The organism is Rathayibacter sp. AY1C6 (assembly GCF_002931535.1).
Taxonomy (GTDB): Bacteria; Actinomycetota; Actinomycetes; order Actinomycetales; family Microbacteriaceae; genus Rathayibacter.
The window spans coordinates 132,586-151,496 of the sequence record NZ_PSWC01000004.1 but is presented as its reverse complement, the minus strand read 5'-3'; the positions used below and the strand labels follow the sequence as shown (position 1 = coordinate 151,496).

The following is an 18,911-nucleotide window of genomic DNA, read 5'->3' as shown; positions in this document are numbered from 1 at the left end:
TACGCTGATCGCACTCATGCGCGAGCCCACCCGATCCCCGCGACGCGTCGCCGCGGTCCTGGCCGCCCTCGCACTCCTCCTCTCGGGCTGCGCGAGCACCACTCCCGTCTCGGAGCCGGTGGCGCAGGCGCTCGGAGCGGCACCCGCACCCGACTGGTCCGGCGTGAGCGTGACGGCCGACGTCGTCTACGACGCGAGCACTGGGCAGAGCGCCGACGTCTGCTCCTCCCCTGCCCCGTCGGCGGAGCCGCGGCCCGCCGTCCTCGTCGTGCACGGCGGCAGCTGGGCCCGTGGAGGCAAGGCCGACGCGAACTGGCGTCCGATCTGCCAGTGGCTCGGATCGGAGGGGTTCGTCGCCGTCTCGGTCGACTACCGCCTCGCGCCCGCCGCCGTGTTCCCCGCGCAGCTCGACGATGTGACGGCCGCCCTCGACTGGCTGCTCGAGCCGGAGCAGACCGCGCGCTTCGGCATCGATCCGGAGCGGGTGGCGGCCTTCGGCGGCTCGGCCGGCGGCAACCTCGCCTCTCTGCTCGGCACGCTGCCGTCGACCTCGTCGCGCCTGGCCGCCGTGGTCGACCTGAGCGGTCCCTCCGATCTCAGCGCCGCCGGCCTCGCCGACGACGACCCGATGGTCGGAGTCGCGGCCGCCGTGCGCAGCTACCTCGACTGCGCGGACCTCGCCTCCTGCCCCGCTGCGACCGCCGCCTCGCCCCTCGCGCAGGTGGACGGCTCCGAGCCGCCGTTCCTCATCGCGCACGCGGCGCACGAACGGGTCGCGCTCAGCCAGTCGACCCGCTTCGCCGAGGCGCTGCGCGGAGCGGGCTCGAGGGTCGACCTCCTCGTCCTCCCCGGCTCGCTGCACTCGATCGCGCTGCTCGACGACGCTCTGCGCGCTCGGGTCGTCGAGTTCCTCCGCGCCCACCTGGGCTCGTGAGCGGAGTCGTCGTCCGCCTCGAGGACGCAGCCGGAGCGGAGGGCCTCCTCGCCGCGGTCCCGGCCCCGCACGCCCGCGTGCTGATCGCCCGGATCGACGGGGCGGCGGCCGGCGTGCTGGTGCTCGCTCCCGGCCCGGACGACTTCGCCGAGGTGCTGGAGCTCGTGGTCGCCTCCGTCCACCGGCGCACGGGAGTCGCCCGACGGCTCGTCGCGGCGGCGGAGTCGTGGGCGCGGGTGCAGCGGATCCGCACGCTGCGCCTGGCCGCCGCGCCGGAGCTCGCCGCAGCGGCCGAGGCGCTCGGCTTCACGGCGATCGACGGCTTCGGAGCCCACGTCGGCGACGACGCGGTGCTCTGCTTCGCGCGTCCGGTCTGAGCAGCGCCCGCTCCGAGACGAGCCTGGTCCGAGGAGCCCGGCCCGAGGGCCCGTCCGGTCGGAGGCCGACACGGCAGGACGCCCGCTCCGATCCGAGTGCCGCTCCCGAGAGGCGGCCCCGCCCTCGTCCGGCGCCCACCCCCGCCGTCAGTCGATCGAGCAGCCCGGCTCGTCCGACATCGGCGGCAGCGCGTCGGGCGCGAACCAGCCGACCTCGGTCGACTCGTCGTCCGCGACGTGGGCCTCCCCCGAGATCCAGCGGCAGCGCACCACGTGGTCGAGGTACTGCGAGCGGTCCCCGTTGGGATACTGCATCGGCGGCAGGGTGTGCACCTGCACGAGGCGCTCGACCTCGATCTCGACGCCCGCCTCCTCCTGCGCCTCGCGGCGGGCGGTGCCGGCGACGGTCTCGCCCGGGTCGATGATCCCGGTGACGGCCGTCCAGGCGCCGGTGTCGGCGCGCCGGACGAGCAGGACCTCGAGCGCCGGCTCCTCGCGGAGGATCACCGCGGTCACGCCGGTGAGCCAGAGCAGCTCGGTCCCGATCCGGTCGCGCAGCCGCAGCACGAACTCGGGAGTCGCCATCAGTGCGCTTCGGGTCGGAAGTCGAACGCGACGATGCCGGCCGTGTCGACGAACGGCCCGACGAACTCCTTGAACGCGTCGTGCGCCGGATCCCAGTGCGCGGGGTCCTCGACGGCCGGCCGGCCCAGGTAGTAGTGCAGGTCGCCCTCGGAGGAGAAGGTCAGCAGGAACGCGCGGTCGAACCCCTCGCCCGCGCCCTCGATGCTCAGCTGCGGCCCGGTCTCGATCGACTCGATGTAGGGCCGTCCGTCGCGGACGCACTCGTCGGCGAGGGCGAGGAAGCGGCGGGTGACCTCGTCCGCCTCGGCGACCAGCGCCGTCGGGCGGAAGCGGATCAGGACGAGGTGCCGGAGCGTGCCCGGGCGGAAGTCGCGGGCGACGAAGCGCTCCGGACCGATCTCGTCGAGGACCGCGGTGGCGCGCTCCGGGCCGCTGCGCCAGCGCGAGCCGACCGTCTCGGCCGCATCCCTGATGTCCGTCATGCCGACGCCTTCCCGGCGCGGGCGGCACGCCGCCGCTCACGATACCCCTCGACCAGGTTGTAGACGACGGGCAGGACCACGAGGGTCAGCACCGTCGAGGACACCAGGCCGCCGATCACGACGATCGCCAGCGGCTGCGAGATGAAGCCGCCGTGGCCCGTGATCCCCAGCGCCATCGGCAGCAGGGCGAAGATCGTCGCGAGGGCGGTCATCAGGATGGGCCGGAGCCGCCGCTCGGTGCCGTGCAGCAGCGCCTCCCGCACCGGCATCCCGCGGTCGCGGTACTGGTTCACCAGGTCCACGAGCACGATCGCGTTCGTGACGACGATGCCGATCAGCATCAGCACGCCGATCAGGGACGGCACGCCCAGCGGCACGCCGGTGATCACCTGCAGGAGGATCGCGCCGGTCGCCGCGAACGGCACCGACACGAGCAGGAGCAGCGGCTGCAGGAGCGAGCGGAACGTCGCCACCATCACGACGTAGACGATCAGGATCGCGACCAGCAGCGCGATGCCCAGCTGCGAGAACGCGTCGGCCTGGTCGGCGGTCACTCCGCCGAGGGAGGCGTCGACACCGGCCGGAAGCGCCGTCGCGTCGATCGCGTTCTGCACGGCGACGTTGGCCGAGGCGAGGTCGTCGCCCTCCGGGGTGACGGTGATGGTCGCGGTGCGCTGCCCGCGCTCGGTGGTGATGCTCGCCGGACCGTCCGTCTGCTCGACCGCCGCGAGGGTGGAGAGCGCGACGGTGCCGGTGAGGGTCGGCACCTCGAGGTTCCGCAGCTCGTCCACGGTGGCCGGCGGCTGCCCGTCGGCCAGGTAGATCGAGAGGGTGCGGTCGTCGATCACGACGCTGCCGACCTGGCTGGGCTGGAGCGCCTGGCTGACGATCGTGCCCACGGCGACCTCGCTGAGACCCGCCCGGGCCGCGGCGTCGCGGTCGACCCGCACCGCGATGTAGGGCAGCGAGGAGGAGAGGTTGCTCTCGGCCTGGCTGATCCCGTCGGTCCCGCGCAGGGCCTCGAGGAGCTGGTCGCTCGCGCTCTGGAGGTCGCTCTGCGAGGCGGTCGAGAGGTCGACCTCGATGTCCGAGGAGGCGCCGAAGCCGGAGGAGGCGGCGACGCTGATGTCCTCGGCCGAGGCGACGCCCGACAGCGCGTCGCGGACGTCCGCCTGCACGGCCTCCTGGTCGGCCGACTCATCGGTGGTGACGGAGTAGCGGATCGAGGTGCCGCCGCCTCCTCCCCCGCCGAACGCGCTCTGCAGACCGCCGGAGGAGCCGACGGTGAGCTGGACGGTCTCGACGCCGTCGACGCCGAGGATCGCCGTGCTCGCCTGCTGCGCCGTCGCGTCCTGCGCGTCGAGGCTCTGGCCGACGGGGACCGTCTGTGTGACGGTGAAGGTGTCCTGCCCGCTGGAGCCGAGGAAGTTCGTCTTCATCAGCGGGTACAGCGCACCGGTCCCGACGAGCACGAGCAGCGCGAGGAGGACGGTGACGACCGAGTGCTTCAGCGTCCAGTGGATGATCGGGCCGTACACCGACTGCAGCCCGCGCGCCCGCCGGGGAGCGGCGTGGGCGCCGTGGTGCGGGGCCTCCTCGACCGGCGCGGCGGTGTCGGCCGGGACCCCCGAGGCGGGTGCCCCTCCGGCCGCCGCGCGCTCCTCCGCGAGCGCCGCCTGCGCGGCCTGGCGCACCGCCGGCCGCTTCGAGGGGCGGAGGAACCAGTAGGCGAGCACCGGCACGATCGTCAGCGCCACCACGAGGGAGGCGAGCAGGGCGATCGACACGGTCAGCGCGAAGGGCCGGAACAGCTCGCCCGTGGTGCCGCCGACGAACGAGATCGGCAGGAACACCGCGACCGTGGTGATCGTGGAGGCGGTGATCGCGCCGGCGACCTCGCGGACGGCGACCGCGATGGTCCGGGCCCGGTCCTCACCCGCGTCGAGGTGCCGCTTGATGTTCTCGATCACGACGATGGAGTCGTCGACCACACGGCCGATCGCGATGGTGAGCGCGCCGAGGGTCAGGATGTTGAGGGTGTAGCCGGCCGTCTGCAGGCCGATGAAGGTGATCAGCACCGAGGTCGGGATCGAGATGGCCGTGACCAGGGTCGAGCGCACCGACAGCAGGAACAGCAGGATCACCAGCACGGCGAAGACGAGGCCGAGCGCCCCCTCCTGCGCGAGCGACGCGATCGACTCCTGGATGTAGGGCGCCTGGTCGAAGACCGGGGTGAAGGCGGCGTTGTCGCCGATCGACTCCTCGAGGTCCGGGAGCAGCGCGGCCACGCCGGTCGACACATCGACGGTGTTCGCGGCCGGGAGCTTCGTGATCGAGAGGGTCAGGGCGGGCTGGCCGTTGACGCGCGAGATCGAGGTGACGGGGGCGTCGGTGACGGCGACCGTCGCGACGGAGCCGAGGGTGGTGACCGTCGGCTCTGCGGTCACGGCCGCGCCTCCCGCCGCCGCTCCGGCGTCGGAGCCGCCGGCGGAAGCCCCGGCACCCGCGGAGGCACCCGCGCCCGCTGACGCACCGGCGCCGCCCGCACCCGCGGAGGCACCTGCGGACGGCAGCAGCGGCAGCGCCGCGATCGCGTCGGTCGAGTCGAGCTTGACGCCCGACTGCACCGAGAAGGTCGACCCGTCCTGGGTGATCTGTCCGCCCGCGACGAGCACGCCGTTCTGCTGCAGGGCCGAGCGGATGTCGCCGGTCGAGAGGCCGGCCGCGGCGAGCGCCGCGTCGTCCGGAGTGATCGTGACGCGCTGGGCGGTCTCGCCGACGAGCGCCGCCTCGCGCACGCCCTCGACCTTCTCCAGGTCCGGGATGACCGTGGTGCGCAGGCGCTCGGCCAGCGCGTCCGCGTCGCCGTCGCTCGACACGGCGAGCTGCAGCACCGGCAGGTCGTCGAGGGAGCCGGTGACCACCTGCGGGTCGACGCCGTCCGGGAGCGTGCTCTTGATCCGGTTGATCGCCTGCAGGATCTTCTGCTCGGCGGTGGCGAGGTCGGTGCCGTAGGTGAAGGACGCCGAGATGAGGGAGGAGTCCGTGGAGGACGTCGCGCTGGTCGTCTCGAGCCCCGGCACCCCCTGGATGGCGGTCTCGATCGGCGTCGAGACGTCGTCGTTGACCACCTCCGGAGCGGCGCCCGGGTAGGACGTGACGACGGCGAGCTGCGGGAAGGAGATCGACGGCGCGAGCTCCTGCTTGAGCCCGGTCAGGGCGACTCCGCCGAAGACGGCGATGACGACGGTGACGAGCGCGATGAGCGCCCGGTTCTTCATGCTGAGGACCGCGAGGAGATGCACCCTCCGAGTCTTCCATCAGCCGACTGAGTGTTGGGAGGGACGCGGCGTTCCGGGGCGCGCGACGGGGCGACCCGCGCCACCGGCCGGCCCGGACGCCCTCAGCCCAGGCGGACCTCCGCCGTCGACGACCCGACAGGGAGGCTCACTGCAGCGCCCGCCCCCGCGCTCGAGAGCGCGAAGTCCCCGGCGAAGGCCCGGACTCCGACGCGCCCCTCGGCGTCCGTCCGGAGCACCGTCGGCTCGAGCCACCAGTCCCCGCGGATCCGCGAGCGCAGCGCCTCGTAGGCCGGCTTCGGGCTCCCGTCGCGGCGGAGGAACCCGCCCGGCGCTCCGAGCCAGGCTCCGGCGTCGTCGAAGCCCCAGTAGGTGATCGCCTCGACCGCCGGATGCGCGACCAGCGTCTCGTAGTGCCGCACCATCTCGTCCGCCTGCCGTGCCTCCCCCTCCGGAGTGGTCGGCCAGTCCTCGACCACGTGGTCGTTGAGGTCCTCGATCTCGGCGGGCATCAGCTCGCCCGAGACGAGGGTGGTCTCGGTCCAGTGCAGCGGCAGACCGAAGCGCGCGAACCTGTCGCAGATCGCCGCGATCTGCTCCTCCCCGCGGAACCCCTGGTGCATGTGCGACTGCAGGCCGATCGCATCGGGCCGGATCCCGGCCTCGAGCACGTCCTCGATCAGCCGCTCGTACTCGGGCCCGAGGTCGAAGTCGTTCAGCACGAGCACCGGTCCGGTGCCGAGGCTGCGCGCCTCCGAGAAGGCCAGCTCGACCATGCCGACGCGTCCCTTCTCGCGGGCGAGGCGGGTGACGGCGTTCGTCACGCCGTCCGGCTCGTTCGCGAAGCGCGGCATGACGACGACCTCGTTGATCGCGTCCCAGGTGTCGATCAGCCCGGCGAAGGCGCCCACCTCCCGGCGGATGCGCGCGCGGAGGAGCTGCTCGGCCTCGTCCAGCGGCAGCGCGTCGAGCCACTCCGGCTTCACGTAGTGCCAGACGAGCGGGTGCCCCTTCAGGCGGACGCCGTCCGCGGCGAGCACGCGCGCCTCGGCGAGCACCTCCTCCGTCGCGGTGCGGCCGCGCTCCGGCTCGAAGCGTCCCCAGTAGACGGGGAGCGTCGCCGTGTCGAACAGGTCGAGCCAGAGCCGGCGCTCCTCGGCGCGCGCGAGGTCGGTGCTCGGAGGGGTGCAGCCGAAGGCGAAGGCGTGGCGGCGCTGCTCGACCGTCACGTCGGCGTGGGCGAGCGGAGCGCCGTCGGCACCGAGGACGGCGACGAGGGCGTCGGCGAGACGGGGGCTGAAGTCGGTCATGCGGGGCCTCTCAGGCGGGGTGGCGCTCGTCGAGCGCCGTGTACTCGGATCGGGTGAGCGGGAGGACCGCTCCGTGCTTGGTGTCCTCGGGCAGGTCGAACTCCTCCGCGAGCTCCCAGCGGCCCGAGGCCGGGTCGGTGCTCGTGTAGGCGCGGTAGCCGTAGGGGCGGAGGGCGTACTGGTCGACCCAGAGCGACCAGCGCTCCTCGCGGTGGTGCCGGAAGACCAGCGGCCCCTCGATGCTCGGGCCGAGCTCCTGCCCGATCCCCCGCGCGACGGTGGTGAAGTCGTCCGCGAGGAGGGAGGAGCCGACCTGCTGGAACACCTGCATCGTGTCGGGGGCGTCGTCGTGCTGCTTGGCGAAGCGGTGGACGGCCGTGCCCTCGATCAGCAGCGTCATGTCGATCACTCCGCCGGGCAGCCGCAGGTAGGTCTCGGGCTCGGCGAACGTGCGGAAGTCGCGCGTGCGGGACATCATGATGCGGCTGTCGCCCGTCTCGCCGGTGGCGGGGTCGCCGTCCTCGGCCAGGCCGGAGGACCAGTGCACGAGGAAGTCGCCCGAGACCGGGTCGTAGACCGACTCCGGCGCCCAGGCCATGCCCGCGCCCTCGGGAGCGACGGCGACCGCGCGCGGCTCGGACCACTCGAGGAGGTCCGGGGAGTCCCAGACCACGAGGTCGCGGCTCCCCCGGTGCCGGTAGTGGTCCCAGTCCGGGCCCTCGGGCCGCCAGACGCGGAGATCGGTGGCGACGAGGTGGAAGCCCCGCGGCCCGCGGACGATGTGGGGGTCGCGGACGCCGCCCGTGCCGCCGGTCCACTCCAGCACCGGCCCGAGCGCCCGCCAGCGCAGCGGATCGTCGCCCCGGCTGAGCGAGAGGAAGATCTTCTCGCTGTGGCCGGTCCGGTCCTCCACGAAGTGGATCAGCAGGTAGCCGTACCCGTCGCTCATGAGAGAACGATCTCACACGCCCGGCGGGCACTCCACCTCAGACCACGTCGGCGAGGTACCCCGGGTCGGCCGCCGGGTGCCGGGCGACCTGCGCCCACGCCGTCGCGAGCGCCTCCACGGCCCGGTCGGTCGCCTCGGGCGAGTAGCCGATCGGGATGCGGAGGAAGCGCTCGAAGGCGCCGTCGATCCCGAAGCGCGGGCCCGCGGTGATCAGCAGGCCCGCCGTCCGGGCGGCGAGCGCGAGCTGCGAGCTCGCCGGCCGGCCCAGGCCCACCCAGGTGGAGAGGCCGCCCGAGACCCGCGGCACGCTCCACTCCGGGATCGCGCGCGCCAGGGCCGCTTCGAGGTGGTCGCGGCCCGCGCGCAGCTGCGAGCGCCGCAGCTCCAGCACGCCGTCCATCCGGCCGAGCATGTCCGCGACCAGGAGCTGCTCCAGGATCGGCGTGCCGAGGTCGCTCGCCGAGCGCGCCAGCGCCAGCTTGCGGATCACCGCTCGCTCGGCGCGGATCCAGCCGATCCGGATGCCGCCCCACAGCGTCTTGCCGACGGAGCCGATCGAGAGCACCGTCCCCTCGGGCCCGTAGGCGGCGAACGGCAGCGGCGTCATCCGCCGGTCGATGTCGAGCTCGGCCGTCGTCTCGTCGGCGATGATCAGCGTGCCCTGCCGGGCCGCGGCGGCGATCGCCCGCTCCCGCAGCTCGGGGGCCATGGAGCGGCCGGTCGGGTTGTGGAAGTCGGGCATCAGGTAGGCCAGGCTCGGGCTCGTGCCGCGCAGCGCGGCGATCAGGCCCTCTCCGTCCCAGCCGTCCGCCCCGTCGACGTTCACCGGCACGAGCCGCGCGCCGGCCAGCCGGAGGGCCTCGTAGGCGTGCGGGTAGGTCGGGGCCTCGATCAGCGCCCGGTCGCCCCGCGCGAGCAGGGTGCGGGCGACGAGCGCGATCGCGTGCTGCGCGCCGATGGTCACCATGATCTGGCCGGGCTCGGTGCGCAGACCCCGCGCGGTGTAGCGCTCGGCGATCGCGCGGCGCAGCACCGGCAGGCCGACCGTGTCGTAGGAGCCGGAGTCGAAGTGCTCGGGGGCCGCCTGCGCCGCGCGGGTGTACGCCTCGGCCAGCTCGGGGACGGCGGGCAGTGCCGCCTTGGTGAAGTCGAGGAAGTCCGGCGCGAGCGAGGGCACCGCGTGCACGGCCGATCCCGGCAGGCGGGTGACGCTGCCGGAGCCGCGCACGCTGACGAGGTAGCCGCTGTCGCGCAGCTCGCGGTACGCGGCGGCCACGGTCGTGCGGCTGACGCCGAGGCGGGCCGAGAGCTCGCGCTCGGCGGGCAGGCGGCTGCCCGCGGGGATGCGGCCGTCGATCCCGAGGAGGCGGATCCGGTCGGCCAGCGCGAGGTAGGCGGGCCGGGTGCCGCGCTGCTCGCGCCAGTCGCCGAGGAGGGTCTGCAGGGCGCGCGCGCCGAAGTGGACATCAGCCATGCGTCCAAGGTAGCCGGATTGGACCGCGCGAAGAAGGCCAATGTCGCGCTGTGATGAGTCCATGACCCTCACCGCTCCCGTTGCCGCCGCCGCTCCCCCAGCGGGCCAGTGGCGCCTCCGACCCGTGCCGCGCCTGCTGGTGGGCCTGATCCTCTACGGATTCGCCGACGCGATGATGATCCGCGCGGCGATCGGCGTGGACCCGTGGACCGTCTTCGCCCAGGGGGTCGCGCACCAGACCGGGCTCGGGATCGGACTGCTCACGAACGTGATCGGCCTGCTCGTCCTGCTGCTGTGGATCCCCCTCCGACAGCGGCCCGGTCTCGGCACCGTGCTGAACGTGCTCGTGGTCGGCACGATGATCGACGTCGGACTGCGTGTGCTGGCGACGCCGGAGGAGTGGTGGGCCCGCGGCCTGCTCTTCGCCGGAGGCCTCGTGCTTCTGGCGGTCGCGAGCGGGATCTACATCGGCGCCCACCTCGGTCCGGGGCCCCGCGACGGACTGATGCTGGGCCTGCACACCCGCACGGGCCTGCCGATCTGGGTGGCGCGCTCGGGCGTCGAGCTCACGGTGCTGCTCATCGGCTGGGCCCTCGGCGGCGACGCCGGCCTCGGCACCCTCCTCTTCGCGGTGCTGATCGGGCCGCTCTGCTCGGTGACCCTGCCTCTGCTCGGGGTGCGGAGGCACTGACCCGCGTACGACGGAGGCCCCGCCTCCCGGACCGGTTCCGGGAGGCGGGGCCGTCGCGATCGGATCGGCTAGCGCTTGGCCGCGATCTCCGCGCGCATCCGCGACGCCTCGTCGGAGTCCTGGATCGAGGCGATCCCCTCGGTGATCGAGGTGCCCGACGCGGGGGCCTCGTGCTCGTCCGCTCCGAGCGTGGTCTCGTCGAAGGGCGAGCGCCCGCCGAGGACCTCGCGGACCTGCACCATGTCGATCTGCTTGGTCCAGGTGCCCACGAGAAGGGTGGCGACCGCGTTGCCGGTGAAGTTGGTGACCGCGCGGGCCTCGGACATGAAGCGGTCGATGCCGACGATCACGCCGACGCCGTTGACCAGGTCGGGACGGAAGGACTGGAGGCCGCCGGCCAGCGTGGCCAGGCCCGCTCCGGTGACGCCCGCGGCGCCCTTCGAGGCGATCATCATGAAGAGGAGGAGGCCGATCTGCTCCGGGATCGACATCGGCGCTCCGGTGGCCGAGGCGATGAACAGCGACGCCATCGTGAGGTAGATCGCCGTGCCGTCGAGGTTGAAGGAGTAGCCGGTGGGCACGGTGATGCCGACGACGGGCTTGGAGACGCCGAGGTGCTCCATCTTCGCGATCAGGCGGGGCAGCGCCGCCTCCGAGGAGGAGGTGCCGACGATCAGCAGGTACTCGCGGGCCAGGTACTTCATCAGCGAGAAGATGCTGACGCCGGTCACCAGGCGCAGCAGCAGGCCGAGGACGACGACCACGAAGATCGCGCAGGTGATGTAGAAGCCGATCATCAGGGTGGCGAGAGCGACGACCGCTCCCCAGCCGGTCTTGCCGACGACCGCGGCGATGGCGCCGAACGCGCCGATCGGGGCGACCCAGAGCACCATCGAGAGGATGCGGAAGACCAGGATCTGGAGCTGCTTGATCGCTCCGAGGATCGGCTGGCCCTTGGCGCCCATCTTCTGCAGCGCGAAGCCGACGAGCAGCGCGACGAAGAGGGTCTGCAGGATGCTGCCGTCCACGAGCGAGGAGAACAGCGAGACGGGGATGATCCCGAGGACGAAGTCGCTGGTGCTCTCGGCCTTGAGGTCGCTGGTGTCGTAGGTGGCGCTCGAGATGTCGAGGCCCTCGCCCGGGTGCAGGATGTTGCCGACGACGAGGCCGATCGCCAGGGCGAAGGTCGACATCACGATGAAGTAGCCCAGCGCGAGTCCGCCGACCTTGCCGACCGTGGCGGCCTTCGCGATGGAGCCGATGCCGATGACGATGGTGCAGAAGATGATCGGCGCGATCATCATCTTGATCAGTCCGACGAAGGCCTTGCCGACGGGCTCGAGCGTCGCCGCGAAGGCGGGAGCGACGAGTCCGACCACGACGCCGGCGACCACGGCGATGATGACGGCGATGTAGAGCCAGTGGTTCCGGTCGATGCGCCGCCGGGTCTTCGGAGGGGTGACCGCGGGGATCAGCCGGTCGGACGGCGTCTGAGGCGTCTTCGCCATGGGGGTGTCCTTCTCTTCGTCGAGGTGAGGGGGTAGGACGATGGTGGCCCCGCCTCCGGAGCCCGGCACGGTTGCGTTCATACTGTTCACGGCGGGGCGCCCCGAGCGCTCGCTCACGAGGGAGTGGCATGGTCAGGACGCCGAGCGCACGCGGACCGCGCGGCAGCATCGCCGCGCGCCTGTTCGCCGTGCAGCTGCTGAGCATCCTGCTGATCGCCGCAGCGGCCGTCGCGGTGCTGGCCCTCGACGCGCGGAGCCGGGCGGGCGACGAGGCCGCCCAACGGAGCCTCGTCGTGGCGCGGACGGTGGCCGACAATCCGTTCGTCCTCGAGTCGACGGCCGGTGCGGATCCCTCCGCGAGCCTGCAGCCGTACGCCGAGGAGGTCATGCGGGACACCGGCGTCGACTTCCTCACGATCATGGCCCCCGACCGCACCCGGTACACCCACCGCGACCGCGACCGGATCGGCCTGCCGTTCCAGGGCACGATCGAGCCCGCGCTGGAGGGGCGGACCTTCACCGAGACGTACACCGGCACGCTCGGGCCCTCCGTCCGCGCCGTCGCGCCGATCGAGGACGCCGACGGCGCGGTCGTCGCGCTAGTGTCGGCGGGCGTCACGCTCTCGGCCGTGGACGCCTCCTTCGCCGCCCGCGTGCAGGTCGTCGCGTGGGGCGCGCTCGGGGCGGTCGCGCTCGGCGCGCTCGGCTCGTGGCTCCTCGCCCGCTACCTGAGGCGGGTCACGGGCGGGCGGGGCCCGGAGCAGATGAGCCAGGTCTTCGCCTACTACGAGTCCGTCCTGCACTCGGTGCGGGAGGGGCTGCTGCTGGTCGACGACCGCGGCCGACTGGTGCTCGCCAACGACCACGCGCTGGAGCTGCTCGGGCTCGAGGGCGTGCGGACGCCGGTGCCGGTCGCCGAGCTCGACCTCCCCGTCGCCCTGCGCGAGCTGCTGCAGGACGACGAGCCCGTCTCGGACCGCCTGGTCGTGGCCCGCGAGCGGATCCTCGTAGTGAACGAGCGGCCCGCCGCCTCCCCCGGCGCCCGCCCCCTGGGCACGGTCGTCACGCTCCGGGACCGCACCGAGCTGCAGCGGGTGAGCGGCGAGCTGGAGTCGCTGCGCACCCTCTCGGACGCGCTGCGCTCGCAGACCCACGAGTTCTCGAACCGCCTGCACACCATCGCGTCGCTGATCGAGCTCGGCCGGCCCGACGAGGCGCTCGCGTTCGCCGCCGGCGAGCTGAACCTCAGCCAGCGCCTGGCCGACCGGGTCCTCGGCTCCGTGCAGGAGCCGGTGATCGCCGCCCTGCTGCTGGGCAAGGCCGCGCAGGCCCGCGAGCGCGGCGTCGAGCTGCACTTCGAGACGCACCTCGAGCCCGGCACGCAGGGGCTGGAGCCCGGGGACCTCGTGACGGTGCTGGGCAATCTGATCGACAACGCCCTCGACGCGGCCGCCTCCTCCGCTCCGGACCGCGAGCCGTGGGTGGAGGTCTACCTCGGCCTGGCCGAGGGCGAGCTGGTGGTGCAGGTGTCGGACAGCGGCCCCGGAGTCGCCGGCACCGCCGACGTCTTCGCGCGCGGCTACTCGACGAAGGAGTCGGACGGCTTCGGCCGCGGCATCGGCCTGGCGCTGGTGCAGCAGGTGGTGGAGCGGCTCGGCGGCTCGATCGAGGTCTCGCGCCACGTCGGCGCGGTGTTCACGGTGCAGCTGCCGCTGCCCGCGCGGGTGGCGTCGTGATCCGGGTGCTCGTCGTCGAGGACGAGCCGCTGACCGCGAGCGCCCACGCCGACTACGTCCGGCGGGTCGAGGGCTTCGAGGTGGCCGCGGTCGCCGGCAGCGGGGCGGAGGCGATCCGGGCGCTGCGCGCGGACCCGGGCATCGCGCTGATCCTGCTCGACATGAACCTGCCGGACATGGGCGGCCTCGACCTCTGCCGGGCCGTCAGGGCGGCGGGCCTGGACGTCGACGTCATCGCGATCACCGCCGTCCGCGACGCCGCGAACGTGCGCGCCTCCGTCGCCGCCGGCATCGTGCAGTACCTGATCAAGCCGTTCGTCTTCAGCGCGTTCGCCGCCAAGCTCGCCAGCTACCGGTCGTACCGCGAGCGGATGCACGGCGCCGACGTCGCCAGCCAGCACGAGGTGGACGGGGCCTTCGCGGCGCTCCGCACCTCCAACGCCCCGGGTCTGGCCAAGGGGCTCTCGGCCCAGACCCTCGAGGCCGTCACCGCACTGCTGGGCCCCGTCGGCCTCTCGGCGGCCGAGCTCGCCACCCGCCTCGACATCTCGCGGGTGACGGCCCGCCGCTACCTCGAGCACCTCGCCGACTCCGGAGTGGCGGACCGCGCGCCCCGCTACGGCTCCCCCGGCCGCCCGGAGCTGGAGTACCGCCGCCGCTGAGCGCGCGTCAGGCGGCCCGCAGTGCGGCGGCGATCTCCTCCTCGATCAGGTCGTGGTTGATCGCCGCGCCCACGCGCAGCCCGTCGGCGGACGAGGCGACGACCTGCGCCATGGGCTCGACCAGCGAGCCCGCGGCGAAGACCCCGGCGACGCCGGTCCGGCCCATCGGATCGACGGCGAGGTGCCGCGCGACTCCCGACGGGTGGTCGGCGAGCTCGAGGCCGAGCCCCTCGGGGAGCCGCCCCTCGACCCGCGGGCCGACGACGAGCGCGTCGAGCTCGTGCCGCCGACCGTCGATCACCACGCCGACCAGGCGGTCGTCCTCGACGAGGACCTTCTCGACGCGGCCGGGCACCAGAGCGATCCCGCGGGCGGCCAGCGCCGCCGCATCGTCGCCGGCGGGCGCGGGTGCGCCGTGGAGCAGGATCGACGTCCGGTCGCTGAGCTGCCGGAACATCTGCGCCTGGTGCCCGGCGAACGAGCTGCCGAGCACGCCGATCCGCCGGCCGCGCACCTCGAAGCCGTGGCAGTAGGGGCAGTGCAGGACGTCCCGTCCCCAGCGGGCGCCGAGCCCGGGGATCTCCGGCAGCAGGTCGCGGACGCCGGTCGCGAGCAGGAGGCGGCGCGCGCGGAGGACCGTGCCGTCGGCGAGGGTCGCGGTCACGCCCTCGGGTCCCGCGGACGCGCGGACCGCCTCGCCCTCGACCACCCGTGCTCCGTAGCCCTCGGCCTCGGCGCGCGCCAGGCGCACCAGCTCCGTGGGCGGCACGCCGTCGCGGGTCAGCACGTTGTGGGCACCGGGCGAGGGTGCGTTGCGCGGAGGTCCGCCGTCGACGACGAGGACGTCGCGGAGACTGCGGCCGAGGGCGGTGGCGGCGGCGAGGCCGGCGAAGGAGGCGCCGAGGATCAGGACGTCGGCGGGGGCGGGGGCGGACGGGCCGGTGGGGGCGTCGGTGGAGGTCATGGGTCGATGCTCCGCCGCCCCGGGCTGGGCCGCGATGATCCGTGCCGTTCCGGCATGCGGCGCGACCGCCCGTGCCAGGATGGCGTCGTGCCCGAGACCCCGCCCGCCCCCTCCGACGACGAGATCGTCGCCGCCGTCGGACCACGGCTCCGGCGCCTGCGCACCCGCCGCGACCGCACGCTCGCGTCCCTCGCGGCCGAGACCGGCATCTCGGCGAGCACCCTCTCGCGCCTCGAGAGCGGAGGCCGTCGCGCGACGCTGGAGCTGCTCCTCCCGATCGCCCGCGCCCTCGGGGCGCCGCTCGACGAGCTCGTCGGCGCCGCGCCGGAAGATCCCCGCGTGCACGGGCGGCCGGTGCGCCGGAACGGCATGCTCATCCAGCCGCTCAGCCGCGACGCGGGCGCGCTCCAGGCGTTCAAGCACACGCTCCCGGCCGGGCCGGTGACGGAGCCGGCGGAGCAGCGCGCGCACGAGGGCTTCGAGTGGCTCTACGTGCTGAGCGGGCGGCTCCGCCTGCGGCTCGGCGAGCACGATCTGGTGCTGCCGGCCGGCGAGGCCGCCGAGTTCGACACCCGGGTGCCGCACTGGTTCGGCCGCGCCGACGAGCAGCAGGTCGAGTTCCTCAGCCTCTTCGGCCGCCAGGGCGAGCGGATGCACGTGCGCGCGTCCACGCGCCGCTGAGCGCGGTCACGCCTCGCCGAGCACCTCGCGCGCGAAGCCCTCGGTGCGCGCCCGCAGAGTCGCGATCCGCTGCGCCCGCGCCGCCTCGAGGTCGAACCCGATGTAGGCCACCGACGGGCGCCGCCGCACATTCACCGAGCACTCGAAGCGGGAGCAGACGAGCGTGCCGAGCGAGTCCCCCGCCCGCCCGGCCGCTCCGGCCTTCCGCGCCCCGAAGAAGACGACGTCGTTCGGGAGCTGCACGTCGCGGCACCACGAGCACTGCGCCCGCGAGCGCGGCAGGGCGTCGGCCTGGGTGAGCAGGACCCCGACGAGGCGCTCCTCCAGCGGCACGACGACGTAGGCGCGGCGGCCCATCCTCCGGTCGCGCCAGCCGAGATGGTCGATGACCGACCAGTCCAGCGCGTCGAAGCCCTTCGGCAGCGCGAGGTCGGCGACCTCCTTGCGGGAGGCGTTGACGAAGGACTCGCGGATCTCGGTCTCGGTCAGTGGCTGCATAGCGCTTCCGAGCCTAGGCCGGGATCAGCCCAGGTGGGCGACGGCCTCCTTCGGAGCCTGAGCGAGGAACTCCTCCTTCTTCACCCGGATCATCGCGACGGCGACGACGGAGGCCACGACCAGCCCGATCGCGGCCGCGACGAAGACCGCGGAGTAGCCGTCGACGAAGGCGACCGGCGACTGCTGCTCACCCGCGACTCCCGCGTAGAGGGTCGTGAAGATCGACAGCCCGATCGAGCCGCCGATCTGCATGGCGGCGTTGGCGGTCGCTCCGGCGGCACCGGCGTCGTGGGCCGCGACTCCGGTGAGCGCGAGGTTCTGCAGCGGCACGAAGACCATCGCCATGCCGACGCCCAGGAGGATCAGCGCGGGCAGCACCTCGAGGAGGTAGCCGCCGTCGGGGGTGATGCGGCTCAGGTAGAGCAGCCCGGCCGCCGCGATCAGCGGGCCGACGATCATCAGCACGCGCGGGCCGATGCGCGGCAGCAGCTTGGCGGCGACTCCGGCGACGATCATGATCGTCACCGTCATCGGCAGATTGGCCAGGCCCGCCTCGAGCGGCGGCAGGCCCAGGACCAGCTGCAGGTGCAGGGTCAGGTAGAGGGTGGAGCCGATCATCACGCTGCCGACGATCGCCTGGACCAGGAAGGCTCCGCCGCGGACGCGGTCGGCGACGATGCGCAGCGGCAGCGACGGGTGGTCGGAGCGGGCCTGGATCCGCACGAAGAGGGCCAGCAGCAGCACGCCGACGAGGAGGAAGCCGAGGGTGTCGACGCCGAGCCAGCCCTGCTCGGCGAGGGTGAAGCCGTAGACGACGCTCGCGAGCCCGAGCGCGACGGTGATCGTCCCGGCGACGTCGAAGCGATTGCGCCCCTCCGCGCGGCTCTCGGTGACGAGCAGCTGGCCGGCGATCGCGCCGACCACGACGACGGGGACGTTGACGAGGAGGCACCAGCGCCAGTCGGCGAACTCGGTGAGCAGCCCGCCCAGCACGAGGCCGACGGCGGCGCCCGCTCCGGCGACCGCTCCGAAGACGGCGAAGGCCGTGCCCCGCTCGCGGCCGGAGGGGAAGGAGACGGTGAGGAGGGCCAGAGCGGCCGGAGCGAGCAGCGCGGCGAAGGCGCCCTGCAGCCCGCGGGCGGCGATCAGCTCGGTGCCGGAGGTGGCGAGGCCGCCCCAGGCGGAGGCGGCGCCGAAGCCGATCATCCCGATCAGGTAGGTGCGCTTGCGGCCGGTGTAGTCGGCGATGCGGCCGCCCAGGAGCAGGAGCGCGCCGAACGCGAGGGCGTAGGCGGTGACGACCCACTGGCGCTCGACGTCGGTGAGGCCGAGATCGGCCTGCGCGGCGGGGAGGGCGATCGTGACGATGGTGCCGTCGAGCACGACGACGAGCTGCGTGAGCGCGAGGATCACGAGCACCCACCAGCGGCGGGCGGAGGAGGGAGCGGACGGGGAGGGCATGGCGGCCTTTCACACGGAGCGGAGCGGGACCGGCGGGTCCGGATCCGAGCCGCGTCATCGGGGCCGAACCACCCCAACCAGTTGGTTGGGCGAAGAAGAGTGTATCGTTCGAGCGCCCGGAGGTGAACCATGGAGCCGACATCCGATGCGGCGCTGCCCGCGCGCGAGCGGATCCTCCGCGCGGCCTCCGTCGAGTTCGCCGCCCACGGCTTCGCGGGCGCCCGGGTCGACCGTGTGGCCGCGGCCGCGGGTCTGAACAAGGAGCGGCTCTACGCCTACTACGGCGGCAAGCGCGGCCTGTTCGTCGCGACCGTCGTCGAGGCGCTCGGCGCTCTCGACGAGACGCTCCTCGCCGAGGCGGCGGACCTCCCCGACCTCGCGGGCCGCATGTTCGACCACGTGTGGGAGCACCCGGAGTTCCTGCGCCTGCTCACCTGGGCGCGCCTGGAGGGAGCCGGCGTCTGGGAGGAGGCCGGCGAGCAGCTCGGCGGGATCCCCGCCCCCGAGGCCCGGGTCCTCGAGTGGCAGCGCGCCGGCGTCGTCGACGCGAGCTGGTCCGCCGACGACCTCTTCATCGCCCTCCTCGGCCTCTGCGAGATCTGGCACCTCACCCCCTTCGCCTCCCGGGGCGGGGAGGAGACGCGCGACCGCCGCCGCGCCTTCGTCGTGCACGTCGCGCAGCTGGTGGGCGCACCGCGCTGAGGCCGACCCCTCCCCCGGCAACGGAAGCGACGTCGGCATCTCCGATCCGGACGCGGTGGACGGGGCGGCTCATCCCTCCGAGCCGGAACCCGACGGATCGGACTGGAGTGGGAGGTCCCACGGATCCGGCTTCGGGACGACCCCTTCATCACCCGGAAGGACCGCGCCCGCCGCGCGCTGAGCCTCGTCCTCGAGGAGGAGTGATTCGAAATCGCCGGGCGCGCACGGCATCTCCGCCCCGATCATGTACATCTCCTCGACAGCGCCGGTGACGAAGCTCGCCCGCAGCACCGGTCCGCCCTGCCCGTAGACCGTCGGGCGCGGAGTCGAATCGGTCACTCTCACCGTCATCCCCAGCGACTCCCAGTAGTCCGCGACCTTCCGCGCATCCCCCTCGACATCGGTGCCCGCCGGGGCCCACCAGGCGTAGCTGTAGCTCGCACCGCTCACCCGGTCGCCGGGGCCGCACACATCGGGCCTGGCCGCGCCGCTCCGCGGCCACCACCCCTCCACATCGAGCCGCCCCGCGGAGTCCCGCACGAACTCCACCACCCGATCCCGACCCTCCCGAGGACTCATCGTGCTCACCGGTCTCGCC

At 73.7% G+C, this 18,911-nt stretch carries 18 protein-coding genes; 7 read left to right on the top strand and 11 right to left on the bottom strand.

Annotated features, from left to right (window positions below; genetic code table 11):
• Positions 1-16: 16 nt before the first annotated feature.
• Positions 17-934 (top strand): alpha/beta hydrolase, encoded by a 918-nt coding sequence (locus C5D36_RS04530; RefSeq protein ID WP_104295277.1) that lies wholly within the window; start codon positions 17-19, stop codon positions 932-934.
• A complete protein-coding gene (locus C5D36_RS04525; RefSeq protein WP_104292230.1) occupies positions 931-1,311 on the top strand; it encodes a GNAT family N-acetyltransferase in 381 nt (126 codons plus the stop codon). The genes C5D36_RS04530 and C5D36_RS04525 overlap by 4 nt, the downstream gene beginning before the upstream one ends.
• Positions 1,312-1,458: 147 nt before the next feature.
• On the opposite strand, the gene C5D36_RS04520 is transcribed toward C5D36_RS04525, so the two are convergent.
• From C5D36_RS04520 to C5D36_RS04495, 6 genes are all read right to left on the bottom strand, one after another.
• The gene (locus tag C5D36_RS04520; RefSeq protein ID WP_104295276.1) at positions 1,459-1,896 is read right to left on the bottom strand and encodes an NUDIX domain-containing protein; all 438 of its coding nucleotides are present in this window, start codon (positions 1,894-1,896) and stop codon (positions 1,459-1,461) included.
• Entirely contained in the window at positions 1,896-2,378 is a 483-nt protein-coding gene (locus C5D36_RS04515) for a Dabb family protein (RefSeq protein ID WP_104223816.1), read from the bottom strand. Before C5D36_RS04515 ends, C5D36_RS04520 begins: the two co-directional genes overlap by 1 nt.
• Entirely contained in the window at positions 2,375-5,683 is a 3,309-nt protein-coding gene (locus C5D36_RS04510; RefSeq protein ID WP_104260392.1) for an efflux RND transporter permease subunit, read from the bottom strand. Before C5D36_RS04510 ends, C5D36_RS04515 begins: the two co-directional genes overlap by 4 nt.
• Before the next feature lie 98 nt (positions 5,684-5,781).
• Entirely contained in the window at positions 5,782-6,987 is a 1,206-nt protein-coding gene (locus tag C5D36_RS04505) for an endo-1,4-beta-xylanase (RefSeq protein ID WP_104295275.1), read from the bottom strand.
• Positions 6,988-6,997: 10 nt separating this feature from the next.
• Positions 6,998-7,936 carry a glycoside hydrolase family 43 protein gene (locus tag C5D36_RS04500; protein WP_104292228.1) on the bottom strand — a complete coding sequence of 313 codons (939 nt, stop codon included), beginning with the start codon at positions 7,934-7,936 and terminating at the stop codon, positions 6,998-7,000.
• Positions 7,937-7,973: 37 nt separating this feature from the next.
• The gene (locus C5D36_RS04495) at positions 7,974-9,410 is read right to left on the bottom strand and encodes a PLP-dependent aminotransferase family protein (RefSeq protein WP_104223812.1); all 1,437 of its coding nucleotides are present in this window, start codon (positions 9,408-9,410) and stop codon (positions 7,974-7,976) included.
• A gap of 61 nt (positions 9,411-9,471) precedes the next feature.
• On the opposite strand from C5D36_RS04495, the gene C5D36_RS04490 reads away from it, so the two are divergent.
• Positions 9,472-10,101: a YitT family protein gene (locus C5D36_RS04490; RefSeq protein ID WP_374953113.1), complete on the top strand. Its 630-nt coding sequence runs from the start codon at positions 9,472-9,474 to the stop codon at positions 10,099-10,101.
• A gap of 68 nt (positions 10,102-10,169) precedes the next feature.
• Here C5D36_RS04490 and C5D36_RS04485 read toward each other — a convergent pair whose 3' ends face one another.
• Positions 10,170-11,609, bottom strand: a complete 1,440-nt coding sequence (locus tag C5D36_RS04485; RefSeq protein WP_104295274.1) for a cation:dicarboxylate symporter family transporter — start codon at positions 11,607-11,609, stop codon at positions 10,170-10,172.
• 128 nt (positions 11,610-11,737) lie between these two features.
• Here C5D36_RS04485 and C5D36_RS04480 point away from each other — a divergent pair, with 128 nt between their 5' ends.
• Together C5D36_RS04480 and C5D36_RS04475 are read left to right on the top strand one after the other, a co-directional pair.
• Positions 11,738-13,345: a sensor histidine kinase gene (locus C5D36_RS04480; RefSeq protein ID WP_104233114.1), complete on the top strand. Its 1,608-nt coding sequence runs from the start codon at positions 11,738-11,740 to the stop codon at positions 13,343-13,345.
• Positions 13,342-14,007: a response regulator gene (locus C5D36_RS04475; RefSeq protein ID WP_104226166.1), complete on the top strand. Its 666-nt coding sequence runs from the start codon at positions 13,342-13,344 to the stop codon at positions 14,005-14,007. The genes C5D36_RS04480 and C5D36_RS04475 overlap by 4 nt, the downstream gene beginning before the upstream one ends.
• 7 nt (positions 14,008-14,014) lie before the next feature.
• Here C5D36_RS04475 and C5D36_RS04470 read toward each other — a convergent pair whose 3' ends face one another.
• Positions 14,015-14,971 (bottom strand): NAD(P)/FAD-dependent oxidoreductase, encoded by a 957-nt coding sequence (locus C5D36_RS04470; protein WP_104295273.1) that lies wholly within the window; start codon positions 14,969-14,971, stop codon positions 14,015-14,017.
• Positions 14,972-15,058: 87 nt separating this feature from the next.
• Between C5D36_RS04470 and C5D36_RS04465 the strand changes: the two genes are divergently transcribed.
• Positions 15,059-15,652, top strand: a complete 594-nt coding sequence (locus C5D36_RS04465) for a helix-turn-helix domain-containing protein (protein WP_104283164.1) — start codon at positions 15,059-15,061, stop codon at positions 15,650-15,652.
• A 6-nt stretch (positions 15,653-15,658) separates the two neighbouring features.
• Here C5D36_RS04465 and C5D36_RS04460 read toward each other — a convergent pair whose 3' ends face one another.
• Positions 15,659-16,150 (bottom strand): FBP domain-containing protein, encoded by a 492-nt coding sequence (locus C5D36_RS04460; protein WP_104295272.1) that lies wholly within the window; start codon positions 16,148-16,150, stop codon positions 15,659-15,661.
• A gap of 24 nt (positions 16,151-16,174) precedes the next feature.
• Positions 16,175-17,611 (bottom strand): MFS transporter, encoded by a 1,437-nt coding sequence (locus C5D36_RS04455; RefSeq protein ID WP_104295271.1) that lies wholly within the window; start codon positions 17,609-17,611, stop codon positions 16,175-16,177.
• A 129-nt stretch (positions 17,612-17,740) separates the two neighbouring features.
• On the opposite strand from C5D36_RS04455, the gene C5D36_RS04450 reads away from it, so the two are divergent.
• The gene (locus C5D36_RS04450; protein ID WP_104295270.1) at positions 17,741-18,313 is read left to right on the top strand and encodes a TetR family transcriptional regulator; all 573 of its coding nucleotides are present in this window, start codon (positions 17,741-17,743) and stop codon (positions 18,311-18,313) included.
• A 69-nt stretch (positions 18,314-18,382) separates the two neighbouring features.
• On the opposite strand, the gene C5D36_RS04445 is transcribed toward C5D36_RS04450, so the two are convergent.
• The gene (locus C5D36_RS04445; protein ID WP_146079695.1) at positions 18,383-18,763 is read right to left on the bottom strand and encodes a hypothetical protein; all 381 of its coding nucleotides are present in this window, start codon (positions 18,761-18,763) and stop codon (positions 18,383-18,385) included.
• Between the last annotated feature and the right edge of the window lie 148 nt (positions 18,764-18,911).